The sequence below is a fragment of the Pedococcus sp. 5OH_020 genome (assembly GCF_027812955.1).
Taxonomy (GTDB): Bacteria; Actinomycetota; Actinomycetes; order Actinomycetales; family Dermatophilaceae; genus Pedococcus.
The window spans coordinates 105,309-121,995 of record NZ_JAPYZV010000007.1; the positions used below are offsets into that span (position 1 = coordinate 105,309).

The window sequence follows — 16,687 nt, forward strand, 5'->3', positions numbered from 1 at the left end:
GATGCGGGTTGCTGTGCTCCAGGTCGCCTACGGTGACGGCGAGCCCATGGAGGAGCGGGTGTCACGGGTTGCCGACCTGGTGCGGGCCCAGGCCGGTCACGACCTCGTGGTGCTGCCGGAGCTGTGGGCGGCCGGCGGTTTCGCCTACCGAGAGTGGGAGGCTCGCGCGCAGCCTGTCGACGGTCCCGTCGGCCAGGCGATGGCGGCAGCAGCGCGCGAGGCCGGTGTCATGCTCCACGCGGGCTCGATCGTGGAGCGGCCGGCCTCCGGCGAGCTGGGACCGGACGGCCACGGGCTATGGAACACGTCGCTGGTCTACGGGAGGGACGGTGACCTCTTGGCGACCTACCGCAAGATCCACCGCTTCGGCTTCGGCTCGGGTGAACCCAGGCTGATGGACGCCGGTGAGGAGGTCGTCCTCGTCGACCTGCCCGGCGGTGGCCGGGCCGGCCTGTCCACCTGTTACGACCTGCGCTTTCCGGAGCTCTACCGGCTCCAGCTCGACGCGGGTGCCATCGCGTTCATCGTTCCGGCGGCCTGGCCGGCGGCGCGCGTGCGGCACTGGACCCTGCTCGCGCACGCGCGGGCGGTGGAGGACCAGTGCGTCGTGGTCGCCTGCAACACGGCCGGGACACACGCGGGGACCGAGATGGGCGGCCACTCGCAGGTGGTGAACGCCAAAGGGGAGGCGCTGGCGATGGCTGGGACCGACGAGCAGGTCCTCAGTGTCGAGCTGGACCTCGACGCGGTCTCCGCGTGGCGCGAGCAGTTCCCGGTCCTCCAGGACCGGCGACTGTGACGACGTCGGTGGCGAGGTCGGCGACCCGCTTGCGAGCGCCGGAGCTGGTCGGGCGTGGCTGGCTCAACACGGGCGGTGCCACGCTGTCGCTGGCTGACCTGCGGGGGCGGATCGTCGTCCTCGACTTCTGGACCTTCTGCTGCGTGAACTGCCTGCACGTGCTGGACGAGCTGCGGCCGCTGGAGGAGAAGTACGCCGACTCCCTGGTCCTCGTCGGAGTGCACTCGCCCAAGTTCGAGCACGAGGCGGACGCCGAGGCTCTGGCCGCGGCCGTGGAGCGGTATGCGGTCCACCACCCCGTGCTCGACGACCCATCCCTGGTGACGTGGCAGGCCTACACCGCGCGGGCGTGGCCGACTCTCGTGGTCATCGACCCCGAGGGCTACATCGTCGCCTCGATGTCGGGCGAGGGGCACGGGCACGGGCTCTCGACCCTCGTCGAGGAGCTCGTCGAGGAGCACCGCACCAAGGGCACGCTGCGCCGGGGTGACTCCCCGTACGTCGCACCCGAGCCCGCCGAGACCGCGCTGCGGTTTCCCGGGAAGGTGGCCGCGTTGGCGGACGGGTCCGTCCTCGTGTCGGACACCGCCCACCACGAGGTCGTATGGCTCGAGGCCGACCTGCAGACCGAGCGTCGACGGTTCGGTGGTCCGGGCGAGCTGAACGAGCCGCAAGGTGTGCTGGTGCTGCCCCGCGAGACGGCGGCCCGCGTGGGGTACGACGCCGTGGTGGCCGACTCGGTGCACCACCAGGTCAAGGGCCTACGTCTGTCCGACGGCTTGTGGACGACTCTGGCCGGGACGGGCACGCAGCTGCGTGAACGCTCCGGCAGCGGACCTGCCCTGCGACAGCAGCTGTCGACGCCGTGGGACCTGGCCTGGTTCATCGACCGCGTGGTCATCGCCATGGCAGGGGTTCACCAGCTCTGGGCCCTGCATCTCGCCGCCGACCCGGCGGAGAACACCGTGGCGGTCCTGGCCGGCACGTCGGCAGAAGGCGTCCGGGACGGTGCCGCGGACGAGGCCTGGTTCGCGCAGCCGTCGGGGCTCGCCACGTCCGCGGACGGCAGCAGGTTGTGGGTAGCGGACTCCGAGACATCGGCCCTGCGTTCCCTGGACCTGACGGACGACGGTTTCGTCGTCACGACGCATGTGGGGCAGGGCCTCTTCGACTTCGGGCACCGGGACGGTCCCTCGTCACAGGCCCTGCTCCAGCATCCACTCGGCGTGACCGCCCTGCCCGACGGTTCCGTGGTCCTGAGCGATACGTACAACGGTGCTATCCGCCGGTTCGACCCTGTCACCGACGAGGTCAGCACGCTCGCGACCGGGCTGCGGGAGCCTTCGGACGCTCTCGTGGAGGGCTCAGCCCCGGGCGCGACGGCGACCCTCCTCGTAGCGGAGTCGGCCTCGCACCAGCTGGTACGGGTGCCGCTGCCGGACCACGCCGTGCGTGTGGACGGCCTGGCGCACCACACGAAGCGGCCCCCCACGGAGCTGGCTCCGGGGAAGGTCACCCTGAACGTCGGGTTCACACCGCCGACCGGTCAGAAGCTGGACCATCGGTGGGGCGATCCCACGCGGCTCATGGTCTCCGCGACGCCGGAGTCCCTGCTGCGGTCGGGTGGCGGCAGCGCTCGCGGGCTGACCAGGGAGCTCGAGCTGGACCGATCCGTCACTGACGGGGTGCTCCACGTGTCCGTGCAGGCCGCCGCCTGCGACGGCGACCCCGTCACCGGCGAGGTGCCCGAGCACGCCGCGTGCCACCTCTTCCAACAGGACTGGGGGATCCCGGTGGTGCTCACCGCGGGTGCGGCGGACACGTTGACGCTGGACCTGCGCGGCGTCTGAGACGCGGCCCGGCGTGGGATGTGGTGCGCTATCTGTCGCGGCGTCCCATGCGCGCGGAAATGTCAGGATCCGCGTCGCGTTCCCGCAGGTCACGGACTTTGGGGCTACAGTCGAAGGGTCGGGTCACCCCAAGCCCGCGAAACACCAGGAGTGAGCATGTACATCGGAGTCGGCATCTTTCTCATCGTCGTCGGCGCGATCCTGACCTTCGCCCTCAACGCGTCCGTCGACGCGGTCAACCTCGCTGCCATCGGCTGGATCTGCATGGCCGCCGGGGTCCTCGCCATCCTTCTCTCCCTCGTCTTGGCGAACCGCCGCAACGTCGGTGGACCCGGCTACTCGTCGCGCCGCGTCAGCCACACCGACCCCTCGACCGGCACCCGCGTCGACGAGGTGGATGTGGACCCCCGCGCCTGACACTTCGACCACTTCGTCGGCGAGGGGGTGGCCCGTGGCTCAGAAGGCCGACTCGGGTACGTCCATGAGGGCATTGTCCGTGGCCTCGGCCACCTGACGCTCCGCGGCGATGCGCGGAAGCACCGTACGGGCGAAGAACGACGCGGCCGCCACCTTGCCCGTGTAGAAGTCGAGGTCCTTGCCGCTGGCGCCGCCGTCGATCGCCTTCTGCGCCACGTCGGCCTGGCGAAGCAGCAGCCAGCCGATGACGAGGTCCCCTGCGCTGAGCAGCAGCCTGGAGGTGTTCTGGCCCACCTTGTAGAGGTTGCGGAGATCGCCCCCCTCCTGGCGCGGGTCCGACTTCATCAGCTCGCCCACCATGAAGCCCAGGATCGCCTGGACGTCCTCGAGCCCCTTGCCCAGCAGCTCACGCTCGGTACGCAGGAACGCCGTGCCGTCGTCCGCCTTGGCGAACTCCTGGATCTGCAGCGCAAGGTGCGCGAGCGCCTGAGCCTTGTCGCGGATGATCTTGCGGAAGAAGAAGTCGAGGCCCTGGATGGCTGTCGTGCCCTCGTAGAGCGTGTCGATCTTCGCGTCGCGGATGTACTGCTCGACGGGGTAGTCCTGCAGGAACCCGGACCCGCCCAGGGTCTGCAGCGACTCCGTCCCCAGCAGGACCCAGGCGCGCTCCGACCCGACACCCTTGACGATCGGCAGGAGAAGGTCGTTGAGCCGGTTCGCCATCGCGGCCGCACTCTGCGGGTCCAGCTCCTCGGAGCCGTTCTCCAGGAAGGCCTGGTCGACGACGTCCTGCTGGGTCGCGGTGTAGATGACGAGGGCGCGCAGGCCTTCGGCGTACGCCTTCTGCGTCATGAGTGACCGGCGGACGTCAGGGTGGTGCGTGATGGTGACGCGCGGGGCGGACTTGTCGTTCTGCTGGGTCAGGTCCGCTCCCTGGACCCGCTCCTTGGCGTAGTCGCGGGCGTTCAGGTAGGCGGTGGAAAGCGTCGAGATGGCCTTGGTTCCCACGAGCATCCGCGCGTGCTCGATGACGCGAAACATCTGCGCGATCCCGTCGTGCCTGTCGCCGAGGAGGGTGCCGACCGCAGGCTCCCTGTCGCCGAACGTGACCTCACAGGTCGTGGAGACCTTCAACCCCATCTTGTGCTCGAGGTTGGTGACGTAGGCGCCGTTCCGCTCCCCCAGCTCGCCCGTCTCCACGTCCACCTGGAACTTGGGAACGATGTACAGGGACAGTCCCTTGGTGCCCGGACCAGCGCCCGCGGGCCGCGCAAGAACGAAGTGGACGACGTTGTCGGTGAGGTCGGACTCACCCGAGGTGATGAACCGCTTGACCCCCGTGATGTTCCACGTGCCGTCGGAGTTGGGAGTCGCCCTGGTGCGCCCGGCCCCGACGTCCGAGCCCGCGTCCGGCTCCGTGAGCACCATCGTGCAGTGCCAGCCCTTCTCGACGATCCAACGGGCCAGCTTCTTCTGCTCGTCGTTGCCCAGGATGTAGAGCAGCCGGCCGAACGAGTACGAGGCCGCGAACATGGCGATCGCCGGGTTCGCGCCGAGCACCATCTCGTTCATGGCCCACTTGAGGCTCGGCGGAGCAACCGTGCCGTCCAGCTCGCCGGGGACGTCCACGCCCCAGAAGCCTGAGTCGACATACGCCCGGTAGGACCTCTTGAAGCTCTCGGGCATGGCCACGGAGTGCGTCTGTGGGTCGTAGACCGGGGGGTTGCGGTCGGCGTCTGCGAACGACTCTGCCAGCTCGTTCTCCGAGAGCCGGGCGACCTCCTTCAACATCTCTCGCGCAGTGTCCTCGTCCACCTCCGCGTACGGCCCCTGGCCGAGGACGTCCTGCCGGCCGAAGACCTCGAAGAGGTTGAACTCCAGGTCACGAAGATTGCTCTTGTAGTGGCCCATGACGGGCACCTCCGCGTCGTCGTACGTCGCCCCTGGCCAGCGGGATACTGACCGGTAACTTCCATGGTGCTACCCGCCGGTAACGAACGCAAGTCCTCCGGGTTATCTCCCGGGCGCACCCGACTCTGCGCCACTGAGCGGAGCCGGGTCGCCGACGCGGCGACCGCCGACGACCGCCGTCGCGCGGACACGGCATACTGCCGTGGTGTGAGCCAGCACAGCGAGATGCCCGCCCCCCACGGCGCGCTGGCGCGTGCCCAAGCCGACCTCGCCGCCGGCCGCGAGTGGAAGGCCCGGGACCGCCTGCTCGGCTACCTGGCCGGCGAGTACGACCCCGAGGCGCTCGAGCTGCTCGGCGAGCTCCACCACAGGATGCGCGACCTACCCGCCGCCGGCGCGGCCTGGTTCGGCACCACGCGACGCGGCGCCGAGGTGGACGAGGCCATCGAGGCCTGGCGGGAGCGCCACTCGGACAACTTCGTGCAGATGTGGCACAGCCTTCCGCGCTCGGTCCGCGACCACGAGGGCAACAAGAGGGTCGACGCGCTACGTCGGCGAGCTGAGCGCGACCAGCCCGCGCCGGTGGTTCCGTCGGAGAAGCCGGGCGGCATCGACCCGGCCGTCATCATCGCGGTCGTCCTGGCAGTGCTTGTCGTGGTGTGTGCGGTGATCGGGTTCGTCCAGCTGCTCCGCTGGATCGTGCCGGGAGGATGACACAGCCGGCTGCCCTTGGGTCCGGCTGGTGGCCATGACGCCGTCGGCCCCGGGATCGCGCTGACCTGGTGATCGCCAACACCCGTCTCGCGGCACCTGGAGGGGTGCGGCCCTGGACGGCGTGGGACCCGGGCGCTGTCAGTGCCTCGTGTCACCCTCGTTCCCATGGAAAACATCGCGGATCTGCTTCTCCTGCAGGCGACCCAGGCGTGGTGTGACGACTGTGCCTCGGAGCAGCTCCTCCTGCCTGTGGACGACGACGGCGTCCCGGGCGGTCTGTGCTGCACCGCGTGTGACGCCGCCGTCTTTGTGATCCCCATGCCGGACGAGATGGTGGTGCTGCGCCGCACCGCGTGAGGCACCGCACGGTCCTCGACCCGTTCGCGGGACGAGGCGCACACTGAAGGGGTGCGCACGCGTCGCTGGCCTTGGGGCCTCCTGAGCGCCTTCGCTCTGGCAACAGGGCTCTCGGTGCTGCTCCTTCCCACGGGGAGCTCACAGGAGTGTCGCGATGCCGGTGCCGGAACGCTCTCGTGCATCGAGCAGGGCACCACGCTCCTCTCGGTCCAAGGCGCAGGGGTCGTGCCCGTCCTGCTGCTGCCCGCCGTGCTGTGCCTCGTGCCGGTCTTCGCGCCTCTGCGGCTCGTCGCCCAGGCGGCTGCCGTCACCGTTGTGGTCTTCTGTGTCGTCTCGGCGCTCTCTGTCGGCCTCTTCTACCTACCGGTCGGCATCGTGGGTCTCGTGCTGGCCGTGCGCCGCCCCGATAACGCGGACCCTCTCGACCAGCAGCCGGCACCCGTCGTACGGCCCCTCTCGTAGGCCGGTCCAACGTCTTTCACAGGTCCGCCACAGGCCTCGGACCCAGGCTCGATCTCGCGATCCAGCCAGCGGGCTGGGCGGACGAGGACGAGATGGGGAGAAGCATGTCGAAGAACACAGTGGTCACGGCCGTGTGCGGGGTGGTGGCGGCGGCGGGCCTCGTGGCGACCGGCGCGGCCCTCGCCAATGCGTCGTCACGGTCGGCGACCCCCGCCGTGGGAAGCTACTCGGCAGCTCCGGGGGCGGAGTCCAGCCCCCAGACGCGCGGCGGCCAGCACACGGCGGTGACTGGCACGGAGCTGGACAAGGTCAAGGCGGCCGTGAAGCGCAAAGACTCCTCCGTGACCGTGACCTCGGTGCGCAAGGACGCTGACGGCTCGTACGACGTCTTCGGCACCAAGGCCGGAGCGCCGGTCAGGCTCGAGGTGAGCAAGGACCTCGCGACCATCACCACCGAAGCTGGTCGTGGCGACCATGGGGGTCACGGTGGTCCGGGTGGCCCCGCCGGCAGCGCGGACACCCCGGTCACCGGGACAGAGCTCACCACCGTCACCGCCGCGGTGAAGGCAAAGGACTCGACGGTGACCGTGACGTCGGTGCGCAAGGATGCCGACGGTACCTATGACGTGTTCGGGACGAAGGCCGGCGCCCCGGTCAGGCTCGAGGTGAGCAAGGACCTGAGGACGTTCACCACCCGCCCGGGCGGTGGACCGGGCGGGCCCGGTGGAGCCGGTTGGCACGGTGGTCCGGACGGTCCCGATGGTCCGCAGAGTGCCGCGCCGCGCGCCTGACGCGCGCCCTTCCCACGGCGCCTCCACAACAGCGGTCACGCTGTCGGCGGTCTCACCTAGCATGGTGGGACCGCCGAACGCAGGGGAGGGCCCATGACCACGCTCCAGAACAGACCCAACACCGCACTGCTGGTCGTCGACGTGCAGAACGGCGTCGTCTCCGAGGCCTATGAGCGCGATGCTGTCGTCAAGAACATCAGAAGCCTCGTCGACAAGGCCCGCGCCGCCGAGGTCGACGTGGTGTGGGTCCAGCACAGCGGTGAGGGGCTCCCGAGGGACAGCGAGAGCTGGCAGTACGTGCCCGAGCTGGTGCGCCAGGGTTCAGAGCCGCTGGTGCACAAGTCGTATGGCGACTCCTTCGAGGAGACGGACCTGGAGACGGTGCTGGCCGAGCGCGGGATCGGGAGGCTTGTCGTTGCGGGCGCCCAGACGGACGAGTGCATCCGCTCGACGTTGCACGGTGCCATCGTCCGCGGCTATGACGCGACGCTCGTGGCTGACGCCCATACAACCGACGACTTCTCGTCGTTCGGGGCGCCTCCTCCCGACAAGGTCATCGCGCACACCAACCTCTACTGGAAGTTCCACACGGCTCCCGGTCGGACGGCCGGGACGGTGAACACCGCGGACGTGGACTTCACGGCCGTCGCGCACGCTGAGTCGGCTGAGGCGCAGTAGACCGGCCGGCGACGTGCGCCACGCGCTGCGCAGCCGAGTCGCGCCAAGCCGCCCCACACGACGGTGCTGTCGTCGTGGTGCGCCTTCAAGGGCCTGCGCGACAGCACTATGAGCGGCAGGACCTAGGACCTGACGAGGCCCCGCACGAATGCTGCCTGTCCGACGTGCTGGCTGTCGTCGTTGACGACGCTCACCAAACGCACGCCGAGGGTGACCGGCGGGTCCCAGCGCTCGTCCACAACCCGGCCGAGGTCGTCCGGGGTCAGCGCGCTCACGTAGCCGACCGTCTGGCGATGGACGGCATCCAGGTAGCCGATGAGCCGATCGGCGTCGAGCCCGCGTAGCTGTTCCACCTGCTCGCTGGTGTGCCCGTAGCCCGTGTCGTCCGGGCGGAAGGGCAGCCCCATCCGCTCGTGCCACCCCTGCGCCAGCCATACCTGCTCCGTGCCCGCCACGTCGGCGACATGGTCGTCCTGGATGCGCGTCAGGTGCCACACGAGCCAGGCGATCGAGTTGGCCCGTGGGCTGGGCCGTTGGGCGAGCTGCTCGGGGGTGAGGCCCCGGACAGCCTCCTCGGCGCCGGTACGGACTCGCTCGAAGGCGTCCACCAACAGCTCACCGAGGGTCATGGCCAGATGGTAGGCCGCGACCGGCGCCGGCGCCCGTCATTCGTTCTAGGCAGACTGCCCGTGGACCGCAGGGAGGCGGCGCAGGATCCTGGCGCAGGAAGCGAGGTGGCTCTCATGAACCTAGTCGCCAGAAGAACGCTGCTGGCATCTGTCCTAGCGGCGGTGACCGCTGCGACGGTTGCTGCACCTGGTGCCCAGGCGGTGCACACGGACTCGGTGATCGTCCTGCCGGGCGCCACGTCGGCGGAGGGTATCGCCCGCGGAGCCGGATCCACCTTCTATGCCGGTGACCTCTTCAGCGGCGACATCTACCGCGGTGACATCCAGCGAGGCACAGCGGCGAAGTTCATCGACAACGCGCCCGGTCGCTACGCGCTCGGCCTTCGGGTCGACGTCCCGGACAGTCTGCTTTTCGTCGCTGGCGGGTTCGACGGCCGGGCGTACGTCTACGACACCAGGAGCGGTGCGACCGTCGCGACCTACCAGCTGTCCACGGCGCCGTCGGTCATCAACGACGTCGCGGTGACTCCGGACGGCGCATGGTTCACCAACTCCTCCCAACCGGAGCTCTACTTCGTGCCGGTCGTGAACGGGCGCCCGGGCGCCGCTCGCGTCCTGCCGCTGACCGGGCCGGCGGGCGAGGTCACTGCCGGCTTCAACAACAACGGCATTCAGGCCACCGCCGACGGCCGCACCCTCGTCGTGGCGCACTCGAACCAGGGGGCCGTGAACGCCGTCAACCCGCGCACCGGCGCCAGCCGCGCGATCTCCGGAGTGAGCGTGCCCAATGTGGACGGCATCCTCCTCGAGGGTCGGACCCTTTTCGCCGTCCAGAACTTCAGCAACCAGATCTCTGAGGTGCGGCTCAGCGGTGACCTCACCTCAGGATCGGTGACCAAGGTGGTCACCAGCCGCAGGTTCGAGGTGCCGACGACCGTGGCTCGGTTCGGTGACCGGCTGGCCACCGTGAACGCCAAGTTCGACACGGGTTTCCCGCCGGCAGCAAGCACGTACGAGGTCGTCGTCGTCGACAGGTGACTGCCCAGCCTGGTCCTGCGGGAGTATTCGCAGGTCCAAAGCTCCTTGCTATGACTGGCCCAGCTGCGCTCATGCGGCAGTGGGTGATGCGAAATCCCGCGCGTCGACAATCGCTGGTGCGCTTCGTGTGCCGCAGCGGGCTGGGTCCGCTTGACCATGGCGGACGGCTGGATCAGCTACCTGGTCCAGCTGGTGCTCGGCGGCATCGTCTTCGTGGTCCCGTTCGCGGCAACCGCCTGGTGGAGCAGAGTCCCCGACCTGCGCCGCGTTCAGGCCTCAGCGTGATGCCGGTGACGAACCACCGCAGAGGCGAACACGGCACCTGCCAGGAACACCACGGCGTTCACCGCCAGGCCGGTGTGCAAGCCGGAGGTGAGCGCGTCGTCAACGGCCGCGCGGACCGGCGTAGCGAGGGCCGTCGGCTGGAGTGAGCCGTGGGCGGCTGCCAGGAGAACGGCACGCTGCCCGGGGCCATGGACCCCGTGCTGGGCGAGGGACTCCGGGAGGCTGGCCGCGGTCTGCGAGGCCAGGATGGTGCCCAGGACGGACGTCCCCAGCACGGCGCCGACCTGACGGAACGTGTTCACCAGCCCAGAGGCCATCGGCGCCTGAGCGGCGGCCACGCTGGTCATTGCGGCTGCCGTGGAGGATGCGACGACCAGCCCGAGGCCGATACCGAACACGGCCTGCCCGACCAGAACCTCCACCGTGCCGGCCTCCACCGCGTCCAGAGCAGCCGCGGCGACGACACCCGGGGCCAGCTTGGGGGCGTCGACGCCGGCGGCCAGGTCGGTGTCGACGTATCCCGGGTGCACGCCGACCACGGTCGTTCCTTGGCTGGCCAGCTCGATGCGCAGAGCATTCGTCAGCGACCACGCAGCCGCCTTGGACGCTGCATAGGTGGCCAGGTCCGGCACGGCAAGGAAGGACAGCACGGACAGGATGTTGACGATGGCTCCACCGCCGTTCGCGCGCAGGACCGGCGCGAACGCGCGGGACACTGCGAGCGGGCCGAGTGTGTTGACCTGGAACTCGGCAAGGGCCGCTCGTAGGGCGTCCTCACCCAGCGCGGGGGAGGCAAGGCCGATGCCGGCGTTGTTGACCACCAGGTCAACCTCCGTCAGCTCCTGGGCCAGCGCCGTTGCTCGGTCGTGGTCGGTGACGTCGAGCTGGACGGGGACGACACCGGGCATGGACGCCACGGCGTCAGGGACGCGAACCGCCGCATAGACAGTGGTGGCGCCTCTGGCTCGCAGCTCACGCACGAGCGCCAGGCCGATGCCGCGGTTGGCGCCGGTCACGAAGGCGGTGGATCCGTTGATGTTCATAACGACCTTTTCGGTGATGTGGGGCCCAGCGGTTGGGTGTCGAGCGGCTTCCGGCCAGCAAGGGCTGAGTTGGTATGGCGTACTCAGGCAACATTAGCAGCGTGAGTTCAGTTTTCCAACCCAGCCCTGTATGCTGGTCGCGTGGAATGGAAGGACTACGACTCAGCCACCTGCTCGATTGCTCGCACCCTCGAGGTCGTGGGGGACCGCTGGACAGTGCTGGTCCTGCGAGACCTGGCCAACGGGGTCAGGCGCTTCGACGACCTCGCCTCGCACCTCGGCGTGGCCCGCGATGTTCTGACGCGGCGCCTCAACGTGCTGGTCGACCATGACGTGGTGGAGAAGGTGCCCTACCGGGAACAGGGGTCGCGCACCCGCTACGAGTACCGCCTGACGGCCGCGGGCCAGGACCTGCGATCGGTGCTCCTCGCGTTCAGGGAGTGGGGCGACCAGCACCTGAGCGGACCTGAAGGCCCACCGATGGCCACCGTTCACGCCGACTGTGGCGGCAAGGTCCACGCGCAGCTGGTCTGCGAGCGGGGGCATACCGTCGAGAGGGGCGAGACCCGTCTGGTACCGCAACCTGGGGCCCGCCTCAGCGCCTGACCCGAAAGCATCTCCTCGCGACCCGTGCAGGCCACCGATGCCGCCAGCCTCGCGGCGGGCGGTGTCCGTGGTCAGCTGGCCGCGTACGTCGCCAAGGTGGCCGCCCCGGACACGTCGACCGAGACCAGCTCCAGGTCTACCGGCGTGGTGAGAAGCCGGGCGCCATCGCCCAGAATCGTGGGGAAGGTCAGCAGCCGGTACTCGTCGACGGCGCCGGCCGCCGCCAGCTGACGCACGACGCTGGTACTTCCGATGACCACGACGTCCCTGTCCTGCCTGAGCCTGAGGACGCCCTCAGCGAGCTCGCCCTCCAGCAGCGTGGAGTTGGACCACGCCGAGAGATCCGGAGCGCCGCGCGTGACGACGACCTTCGGGAGGGCGTTCATCGCGGTGGAGAACGGGTCCGTCCGGGCCGGCCACAACCGTGAGAAGTGCTCCCAGGTCTGTCGGCCGAAGAGCAGCACGCCGGACTGCAGGACCGGCCCCAGCCGGAACTTGTCGCCCGCGACGGCTTCGGGACCGAACCGGAACGCCCAGCCGCCGAACGGCGTGCCGCCCCGCCCGTCCGGGTCCTCCACCACGCCGTCGAGCGTGACGAACTGGATGACGATGACCTTGCCCATGGGGGCCTCCTTGACCTTGACGAGGGCTGACCTCGCGACCCGGCAGGCTGCCGGTCTCACAGGGACATACCGGCCACCGACCGAGAACTCATCGCAGCTGCGGCGGAAGATCGAAAAGGTCGAAGACGTCAGGGTGCTGGAAGACACTCGTACGCGCCACCAGGCCAGCGGAGACGGTCAACAGCTGGACCGTATGGAGCGTGCCGCCCGCGTACGCGGCGAAGCCGGCCTCGCCGTTGCCCCAGAGCGGGACAGTGCGCCAGTCACTGCCGCGCGTGCGGTAGACCCGGTCCATGAAGCCGGCATAGTTCGCCGGCCCGGCATACCAGTTCCACATCGGCGGCATCTCGAGGACGACGTCGTCGGCGAGGAGCGCGGTCAGGGCCGCCACGTCAGCGCGCTCGAACGCGGCGACGTAACGCTCGACGACTGCCCGCTGCTCCTCCGGTGGCGGGGCCTCGGCGTCGGGGTCCACGCCGACCTGGGCCAGCCTGGCGCGCGCCCGCTGCAGAGCGCTGTTGACGGCGGCGGTCGTCATCCCGAGGGCCTCAGCAGCTTCGGCGGCCGGGAGGTCCAGCGCCTCGCACAGGATCAGAGCTGCGCGCTGCCGTGCGGGCAGGAGCTGGAGAGCGGCGACCAGCGCGAGCCGGAGCTGGCTGCGCTCGACCGCCGCGGCTGCTGGGTCCGTGGGCAGCGGGACCAGCCACGGAACCTCGAAGCCGGGCGCGAATGCTGCGTCCGGGTCGTCGAAGCGCTCTCCGATCCCGGAGGGCAGCGGCCGGGAAGCTCTGCTCTCCAGCGCATTGAGGCAGGCGTTCGTGGCGATGCGGTAGAGCCAGGTGCGAAGCGACGCGCGGCTCGAGTCGTAGGAGTCAGCTGCGCGCCACGCCCGCAGCAGCGTCTCCTGGAGGAGGTCTTCCGCGTCGTGAGGCGAGCCCAGCATCCGGTAGCAGTGGACCAGCAGCTCGCGCCGGTAGGGCGCGACGGCGCTCTCGAACTCCGCTCTCACGCCCTCATCCTGACAGCACCGGGCACTGTCCCCACCCACGTCGGGACGAGCAGGCTGACCGAGCCAAGCCGCGCCCTGGCTGCAGGTGGTACGGGAACGCGCCGACGCGACTCATCGGGGTTGGTCCCCAAGCGCCTCGGTCAGAGGCCGAGAAGCCTGACCACCCGTTCGGTGGCCGCGCCGTCCTCGAGATGGCAGTAGGTGTCCCGGAAAGTGGCGTACCGCTCGGCATAGTCGCCCTCGATCGCGGGCAGGTCATGCAGCGTCTCGGTGAGCTCCTCCGGGGTGCTGACCAGCGGACCCGGTGCATCTGCGGTGAAGTCGAAGTAGAACCCTCGTACCGCGCTCGCGAAGCGGTCCAGGTCGTAGGTGAAGAAGACCATGGGTTTTCCCGTCACCGCGAAGTCGAACATGGTGGAGGAGTAGTCCGTCACGAGGACGTCCGCGGCCAGGTACAGCTCGCTGACGTCGGGGTAGTACGAGACGTCGAGCACCCCACGTACCGCGTCCAGGCGGCTGCGTCCCGTCACCATGTTGTGGCTCCGCACCAGCAGGACGTGGTCCGGCCCCATGGCCTCCACGAACTCGGCCGGGTCCAGGGCGAGCCGGATCTCGGAGCTGGCATCGACAAAACACTCGTCGTCACGCCACGTCGGCGTGTAGAGCACGACTGTCATGCCGGGCCCGATGCCGAGGCTCTCGCGGACCTCCTGCCGCACCCGGTCGGCGTCGGGAGCGAGCAGAGAGTCGTTGCGGGGGTACCCGGTCTCCGCGACGAGCCGGTCGTACGCGAAAGCCTTCGTGAGCCGTGGGCTGCTTACGGCGTTCGGGGAGAGAAGCAGGTCCCACCTGGCGATGTCGCCGTCAAGCCGGCGCAGGCGACCCTCCGGGGCCCACAGCACATCATTGTGGATGCGCTTGAGCGGCGTGCCGTGCCACGTCTGGAGGTACGTGGTCCCAGCAGCCTTCTCCCACTCCACCTCCGTATGCGTGTTGGAGATGAGCAGGTCGGCGCTCTCGAGGAGCCGCCGTGACTCTGGGCCGTTGATATCGACCGTGCGGACATCACTGGGGAACGCTGCCTGGTGCTCCGGGTCCGCGAGCCATACGTGCTCGGTACCTGGACGGCCGGCGAGCCGCTCGTACAGGGAACGGGTGTTGCAGGAGTACCTGCCATGGAAGCTGTTGTAGACGATCCTCATCACGCCACCGACTCTCCGGCCACCGGGCACTCCGCAAGGAGGTCCACGACCTCTGCCCAATCCTGCACCACCGCGCCGGCGCCGGCGGCGCGAAGCTCCTCGATCCGCTCGTCCCTCTCCTCCGGGGCGACGAAGAGCACGTTGCCGATGGCCTCGAAGCCGGCGGCCCGCGCGGACGCGACGCCCGAGGAGGCGTCCTCGATCGCCAGGCCCTCTCCACTGCCGATGCCCAACCGTGTGCCGGCGAACACGTACACCGCCGGGTCAGGTTTGCTGGTCGGAAAGGGAAGTGAGTCCTGGGCACTGAAGCGTCGCTCGTGCGGGAACAGCCGGTCCAGGCCGGTCGCCGTGAAGCAGACGGCAAGCCGGCGCAGTGCGCTCGAGCTCACAACGGCGAGCCGGAACGTCCGCTGCAACACGTCCAGAGCCTCGATCACGTGTGCGTCAGGGCGAAGGACGCCGCCGAGGTGCTCGGTGACGACCGCGACCTCCTCCTCGACCCAGGCGTCCAGCAAGGGTTCGTCGATGGCCACTCCGCGCTCGCGGGCGAGCTCTTCGACGATGCTCCGGAAGTTGCGTCCGGTGGCCGTCCGGCGAAGGGTCGGTCCGCAGTAGTGGGCGTCGACGCCGAGCGATTCGAGCATCCTGTTCATCACGGTGGCAGCGGCGTCGAAAGCCGGGTCCTCCGAGGGGAAGAGGTTGCCGTCCGCGTCGCAGAGCAGGGTGGTCACCCCTGCCAGGCTCAGCTCACGAAACTGCAGCATCGGATACTCCTTGGGTGTGTGAACCGCCATGCAGGCCGGTCCAGTGCGGGTGGGAAGCGGCGGCAAGGGCTGCCCGGACCCCGTAGGTCTCGAGATGCACGAGGGTGGCTTGGAGCTCGGCTGCCCAGGCCTCGCTCTGGCCGAGGCCCCCGAACAGAGCACCGTGGCGAAGTAGCGGTCGCACATCGTTCGGGTGGTGCCGGACCAGGGCCTGCAGCATGTCGGCACCCGGGTCCTGCCCGGCCCTGGCAGCGCCTTCCCTGCGCAGGGTGGCAATCCACGCAGCAACCACGAGGGTGAGCCGGCGCCGCGGTGCAGACGCCCGCACCGCGGCCTCGACGGACGGCAGGACGTATGCGGGGATCCGCACCGACCCCCGAGCGCAGAGTCGCGTCAGAGGGTCGGCGAGCGCGGTGCTCGCCAGCCGGCGGACGACCTGGTCCTGGTAGTGACACACGTTGAGGCCTGCAGGGGTCGACACTCGAGGTGCGACCTCCTCTCGCATCATCGTGCGGACGAAGCCGGCAAGTGCGGGGTCGCGCATGGCCTCTGCCGTCGTGCTGAGGCCGGCGGCCGTACCGAGGTAACCCAGGGCGCAGTGGCTGGCGTTGAGCAGCCGCGACTTGACCTCTCGGTAGGGGGCCGCGTCGGCGACGAACTGCACGCCGACTGCGTCGAGCGGGGGCCGCGTGTTGCAGAACCTGTCTTCGACGACCCACTGGCTGAAAGACTCCGTCACGACTGCGCACTCGTCTCGGAGGCCAAGCCGTGCCGCCACCTCGTCGCGAAGCTCCGCACCGAGGGGCGGAGTGATCCGGTCCACCATGCTGTTCGGAAAGGCGACGTGGGCGTCGATCCAGCGCGCCAGCCCGCGATCGACCAGCTCGGCCGCCGCGAGGACCTGCCGTCGCGCAGCGTTGCCGTTCTCGGGCACGTTGTCGCACGACATCACGGTGAACGGGGGCGTGCCATCTGCGTGCCGTCGTTGCAGCGCTGCCGCAAGGTAGCCGAAGACCCCGTCGCCGAGCTCTCGTGGGGACTGCGTCTGGTACGTCGGGGCCGTCACCGTGAGAGACACCAGCTTGGTTCCCGGATGCGTCAGCGCCTCCAGCAGCAGCCGCTCCTGCCGCGGGCCGAAGAGGCACCGCTTCAGGCTGCCGACCACCCGCAGGCGCGCGTCCGTGTCGCCGCGTTCGAATACCGTGTGAAGGCCGTCCTGGTTGCTCAGCGCCTGCTTCGTCCCTGCCGTCCGAAGGCTGGCGCCGACGGAGCCCCACGCCGAGGAGACGCCCTCCTCGGCCAGGCGGTCGAAGTAGGACGCCTGGTGTGACCGGTGGAACCGTCCCAGCCCGAAGTGGACCACCCCGGCGGTGAGATCGCGCGCGTCGTACGTCGGTACGGAGACTCCCCCTCGCACCATGGGCAGCGTCCGGCGCGTGAGCAGGCACAAGGGTTCGCGGGAAGCCGGCATGGGCGGCACCTCCAGGATCCGGTGCCACGGTGTGTGGC

19 protein-coding genes are annotated in these 16,687 nt (G+C 69.6%); 11 read left to right on the forward strand and 8 right to left on the reverse strand.

The window, feature by feature from the left end; translation table 11 throughout:
• Nucleotide 1 precedes the first annotated feature (1 nt).
• The 3 genes from PHA84_RS14150 (at nucleotide 2) to PHA84_RS14160 (ending at nucleotide 3,066) form a co-directional block, all read left to right on the forward strand.
• Entirely contained in the window at nucleotides 2-799 is a 798-nt protein-coding gene (locus tag PHA84_RS14150) for a carbon-nitrogen family hydrolase (RefSeq protein WP_270888768.1), read from the forward strand.
• Nucleotides 796-2,649 (forward strand): NHL domain-containing thioredoxin family protein, encoded by a 1,854-nt coding sequence (locus tag PHA84_RS14155; protein WP_270888769.1) that lies wholly within the window; start codon nucleotides 796-798, stop codon nucleotides 2,647-2,649. The genes PHA84_RS14150 and PHA84_RS14155 overlap by 4 nt, the downstream gene beginning before the upstream one ends.
• A 156-nt stretch (nucleotides 2,650-2,805) precedes the next feature.
• A complete protein-coding gene (locus PHA84_RS14160; RefSeq protein WP_270888770.1) occupies nucleotides 2,806-3,066 on the forward strand; it encodes a DUF6458 family protein in 261 nt (86 codons plus the stop codon).
• Between the two features lie 39 nt (nucleotides 3,067-3,105).
• On the opposite strand, the gene PHA84_RS14165 is transcribed toward PHA84_RS14160, so the two are convergent.
• The gene (locus PHA84_RS14165) at nucleotides 3,106-4,977 is read right to left on the reverse strand and encodes an acyl-CoA dehydrogenase (protein WP_270888771.1); all 1,872 of its coding nucleotides are present in this window, start codon (nucleotides 4,975-4,977) and stop codon (nucleotides 3,106-3,108) included.
• 207 nt (nucleotides 4,978-5,184) lie between these two features.
• Here PHA84_RS14165 and PHA84_RS14170 point away from each other — a divergent pair, with 207 nt between their 5' ends.
• The 5 genes from PHA84_RS14170 to PHA84_RS14190 all read left to right on the forward strand — a co-directional run bounded on the left by PHA84_RS14170 (nucleotide 5,185) and on the right by PHA84_RS14190 (nucleotide 7,979).
• Nucleotides 5,185-5,691 (forward strand): DUF6584 family protein, encoded by a 507-nt coding sequence (locus tag PHA84_RS14170; protein WP_270888772.1) that lies wholly within the window; start codon nucleotides 5,185-5,187, stop codon nucleotides 5,689-5,691.
• 165 nt (nucleotides 5,692-5,856) lie between these two features.
• Entirely contained in the window at nucleotides 5,857-6,048 is a 192-nt protein-coding gene (locus tag PHA84_RS14175; protein ID WP_270888773.1) for a hypothetical protein, read from the forward strand.
• Nucleotides 6,049-6,099: 51 nt separating this feature from the next.
• On the forward strand, nucleotides 6,100-6,510 hold the full coding sequence (locus tag PHA84_RS14180; protein ID WP_270888774.1) for a hypothetical protein: 411 nt from the start codon (nucleotides 6,100-6,102) through the stop codon (nucleotides 6,508-6,510).
• Nucleotides 6,511-6,614: 104 nt separating this feature from the next.
• Nucleotides 6,615-7,301, forward strand: coding sequence for a hypothetical protein (locus tag PHA84_RS14185; RefSeq protein ID WP_270888775.1), 687 nt, complete (start codon nucleotides 6,615-6,617; stop codon nucleotides 7,299-7,301).
• A gap of 93 nt (nucleotides 7,302-7,394) precedes the next feature.
• Nucleotides 7,395-7,979 (forward strand): isochorismatase family protein, encoded by a 585-nt coding sequence (locus tag PHA84_RS14190; RefSeq protein ID WP_270888776.1) that lies wholly within the window; start codon nucleotides 7,395-7,397, stop codon nucleotides 7,977-7,979.
• 122 nt (nucleotides 7,980-8,101) lie between these two features.
• On the opposite strand, the gene PHA84_RS14195 is transcribed toward PHA84_RS14190, so the two are convergent.
• On the reverse strand, nucleotides 8,102-8,608 hold the full coding sequence (locus tag PHA84_RS14195) for a mycothiol transferase (RefSeq protein ID WP_270888777.1): 507 nt from the start codon (nucleotides 8,606-8,608) through the stop codon (nucleotides 8,102-8,104).
• 114 nt (nucleotides 8,609-8,722) lie between these two features.
• On the opposite strand from PHA84_RS14195, the gene PHA84_RS14200 reads away from it, so the two are divergent.
• Both PHA84_RS14200 and PHA84_RS14205 read left to right on the forward strand, forming a co-directional pair.
• Complete coding sequence (locus PHA84_RS14200; RefSeq protein ID WP_270888778.1) at nucleotides 8,723-9,646, forward strand: hypothetical protein; 924 nt, start codon at nucleotides 8,723-8,725, stop codon at nucleotides 9,644-9,646.
• Between the two features lie 156 nt (nucleotides 9,647-9,802).
• Nucleotides 9,803-9,931 carry a hypothetical protein gene (locus tag PHA84_RS14205; protein WP_270888779.1) on the forward strand — a complete coding sequence of 43 codons (129 nt, stop codon included), beginning with the start codon at nucleotides 9,803-9,805 and terminating at the stop codon, nucleotides 9,929-9,931.
• Here the strand turns inward: PHA84_RS14205 and PHA84_RS14210 are convergent.
• A complete protein-coding gene (locus PHA84_RS14210) occupies nucleotides 9,916-10,974 on the reverse strand; it encodes an SDR family NAD(P)-dependent oxidoreductase (protein ID WP_270888780.1) in 1,059 nt (352 codons plus the stop codon). The genes PHA84_RS14205 and PHA84_RS14210 overlap by 16 nt on opposite strands.
• A gap of 141 nt (nucleotides 10,975-11,115) precedes the next feature.
• On the opposite strand from PHA84_RS14210, the gene PHA84_RS14215 reads away from it, so the two are divergent.
• A complete protein-coding gene (locus tag PHA84_RS14215) occupies nucleotides 11,116-11,580 on the forward strand; it encodes a winged helix-turn-helix transcriptional regulator (protein ID WP_270888781.1) in 465 nt (154 codons plus the stop codon).
• A gap of 71 nt (nucleotides 11,581-11,651) precedes the next feature.
• On the opposite strand, the gene PHA84_RS14220 is transcribed toward PHA84_RS14215, so the two are convergent.
• The 5 genes from PHA84_RS14220 to PHA84_RS14240 all read right to left on the reverse strand — a co-directional run bounded on the left by PHA84_RS14220 (nucleotide 11,652) and on the right by PHA84_RS14240 (nucleotide 16,649).
• Nucleotides 11,652-12,203: a dihydrofolate reductase family protein gene (locus PHA84_RS14220; RefSeq protein ID WP_270888782.1), complete on the reverse strand. Its 552-nt coding sequence runs from the start codon at nucleotides 12,201-12,203 to the stop codon at nucleotides 11,652-11,654.
• 88 nt (nucleotides 12,204-12,291) lie between these two features.
• A complete protein-coding gene (locus PHA84_RS14225) occupies nucleotides 12,292-13,212 on the reverse strand; it encodes an RNA polymerase subunit sigma-70 (protein WP_270888783.1) in 921 nt (306 codons plus the stop codon).
• Between the two features lie 140 nt (nucleotides 13,213-13,352).
• Nucleotides 13,353-14,414: a CDP-glycerol glycerophosphotransferase family protein gene (locus PHA84_RS14230; RefSeq protein ID WP_270888950.1), complete on the reverse strand. Its 1,062-nt coding sequence runs from the start codon at nucleotides 14,412-14,414 to the stop codon at nucleotides 13,353-13,355.
• Complete coding sequence (locus PHA84_RS14235; RefSeq protein WP_270888784.1) at nucleotides 14,414-15,178, reverse strand: HAD family hydrolase; 765 nt, start codon at nucleotides 15,176-15,178, stop codon at nucleotides 14,414-14,416. Before PHA84_RS14235 ends, PHA84_RS14230 begins: the two co-directional genes overlap by 1 nt.
• A complete protein-coding gene (locus tag PHA84_RS14240; RefSeq protein ID WP_270888785.1) occupies nucleotides 15,162-16,649 on the reverse strand; it encodes a mannitol dehydrogenase family protein in 1,488 nt (495 codons plus the stop codon). Before PHA84_RS14240 ends, PHA84_RS14235 begins: the two co-directional genes overlap by 17 nt.
• Nucleotides 16,650-16,687 lie beyond the last annotated feature (38 nt).

Coding starts and splice junctions, on each gene's coding strand:
- PHA84_RS14150 (WP_270888768.1), top strand. CDS start 2: ATGCGGGTTGCTGTGCTCCAGGTCGCCTACGGTGACGGCGAGCCCATG.
- PHA84_RS14160 (WP_270888770.1), top strand. CDS start 2,806: ATGTACATCGGAGTCGGCATCTTTCTCATCGTCGTCGGCGCGATCCTG.
- PHA84_RS14165 (WP_270888771.1), bottom strand. CDS start 4,977: ATGGGCCACTACAAGAGCAATCTTCGTGACCTGGAGTTCAACCTCTTC.
- PHA84_RS14175 (WP_270888773.1), top strand. CDS start 5,857: ATGGAAAACATCGCGGATCTGCTTCTCCTGCAGGCGACCCAGGCGTGG.
- PHA84_RS14185 (WP_270888775.1), top strand. CDS start 6,615: ATGTCGAAGAACACAGTGGTCACGGCCGTGTGCGGGGTGGTGGCGGCG.
- PHA84_RS14190 (WP_270888776.1), top strand. CDS start 7,395: ATGACCACGCTCCAGAACAGACCCAACACCGCACTGCTGGTCGTCGAC.
- PHA84_RS14195 (WP_270888777.1), bottom strand. CDS start 8,608: ATGACCCTCGGTGAGCTGTTGGTGGACGCCTTCGAGCGAGTCCGTACC.
- PHA84_RS14200 (WP_270888778.1), top strand. CDS start 8,723: ATGAACCTAGTCGCCAGAAGAACGCTGCTGGCATCTGTCCTAGCGGCG.
- PHA84_RS14205 (WP_270888779.1), top strand. CDS start 9,803: ATGGCGGACGGCTGGATCAGCTACCTGGTCCAGCTGGTGCTCGGCGGC.
- PHA84_RS14210 (WP_270888780.1), bottom strand. CDS start 10,974: ATGAACATCAACGGATCCACCGCCTTCGTGACCGGCGCCAACCGCGGC.
- PHA84_RS14220 (WP_270888782.1), bottom strand. CDS start 12,203: ATGGGCAAGGTCATCGTCATCCAGTTCGTCACGCTCGACGGCGTGGTG.
- PHA84_RS14230 (WP_270888950.1), bottom strand. CDS start 14,414: ATGAGGATCGTCTACAACAGCTTCCATGGCAGGTACTCCTGCAACACC.
- PHA84_RS14235 (WP_270888784.1), bottom strand. CDS start 15,178: ATGCTGCAGTTTCGTGAGCTGAGCCTGGCAGGGGTGACCACCCTGCTC.
- PHA84_RS14240 (WP_270888785.1), bottom strand. CDS start 16,649: ATGCCGGCTTCCCGCGAACCCTTGTGCCTGCTCACGCGCCGGACGCTG.